Source organism: Pseudomonas meliae (genome assembly GCF_001400515.1).
Classification (GTDB): domain Bacteria; phylum Pseudomonadota; class Gammaproteobacteria; order Pseudomonadales; family Pseudomonadaceae; genus Aquipseudomonas; species Aquipseudomonas amygdali.
Genome location: NZ_LJQT01000356.1, coordinates 20,661 through 21,474, shown reverse-complemented (window position 1 = coordinate 21,474; position 814 = coordinate 20,661). Strand labels below are relative to the sequence as shown.

General features: G+C 62.9%; 1 protein-coding gene. It reads right to left on the bottom strand.

All coding sequences use genetic code 11. The features are described 5' to 3' along the window. Positions 1 to 67: 67 nt before the first annotated feature. The coding region (holA, locus tag ALO64_RS16750; RefSeq protein WP_235805009.1) for a DNA polymerase III subunit delta at positions 68 to 814 on the bottom strand (747 nt) is incomplete at its 5' end.

The window sequence follows — 814 nt, the reverse complement described above, 5'->3', positions numbered from 1 at the left end:
GAGGACGCAGAGCGTCCTGAAAGGCGTTACCACGCAGAGCGCGGGAACGAGAGTCGACAACACCCACTCACTCCGCAGGCAGTGCCAGCCGTTGCCCCGCCATCAGCAGCGCCAGTCGGCTGAGGCTGCTCCACGGCGAGCCTGGCGCCTGCCCCTTGATCTGCGCATCGATGCGTTGTGCATCCATGAGCAATTGGCTCCAGCGTTTTGCCGAATGGCGTTGCAGGGCTTTGCTCATCAATGGTTTGCGCTTGTCCCAGATCGGCGGGCGGGCCGAGCTGAACACTTTGTCGAGTGGTACGCCCTGACTGAACTGCTGGGACATGTTGGCCAGTGCACGCAGTTCGCGAGTCAGCGCCCAAAGGATCACTGGGGTTTCGACCCCTTCGCCGCGCAGCCCTTCCAGCATGCGCAAGGCATGGGCAGCTTCGCCGTTGAGCACTGCATCGGTCAGACCGAATACGTCGAAGCGCGCACTGTCGGCCACGGCCGCCTGTACTGTCTCGACGGTGATCTGGCCTTCTTCGGCCATCAGCTTGAACTTTTCGATTTCCTGCGCGGCGGCCAGCAGGTTGCCTTCGACCCGGGCCGCGATCAGTTCGACGGCGTTCTGAGTCGCTGCCAGGCCCGCCTGCGACAGGCGCTGGCGAATCCATTGCGGCAGCTGGCCGACGTCCACCGGCCAGATTTGCACGAACTGGGTTTGCGCACCCTCAACCAGTGCCTTGCCCCATTTGGTTTTCTGCGCACTGCCATCGAGCTTGGGCAGGCTGATCAGCAGCAGGGTGTCTTCGGCAGGTCTGGCGCAATATTC